This window comes from Dellaglioa sp. CoH-57-MRSF-17 (assembly GCF_056782015.1).
This window is the reverse complement of the sequence record NZ_JBXAXY010000157.1, coordinates 1-259: the sequence shown is the minus strand read 5'-3', so window position 1 is coordinate 259 and position 259 is coordinate 1. Positions and strand designations below refer to the sequence as shown.

The window sequence follows — 259 nt, the reverse complement described above, 5'->3', positions numbered from 1 at the left end:
GACCTCGACGCCAAGTACGAAGGAAGCCGCTGGCTATATAAGCTGCAAAGGTTGCTGGAAACTACAAGCGACTATCATGCTGAGTACGTAGCCATCGTCAACAACCAGAGCGAGCATCCCTCGTTCTCAATTCTGAGTCAGGGTCTTGATCTTGGGTTCTACGGTGTGTACGATACGGTAAACCGCAGCACGCAGCTCGCTTGGTCCACTGATCCTGATTTTGTCCAGATCACACGGGCACAGGAACCAACTCGATACC

1 protein-coding gene is annotated in these 259 nt (G+C 52.1%); it reads left to right on the top strand.

Annotation, left to right across the window (positions count from 1 at the left end):
- On the top strand, positions 1–259 hold a 259-nt coding region (locus AC1RPJ_RS08250), incomplete at both ends, for a hypothetical protein (RefSeq protein ID WP_481762924.1).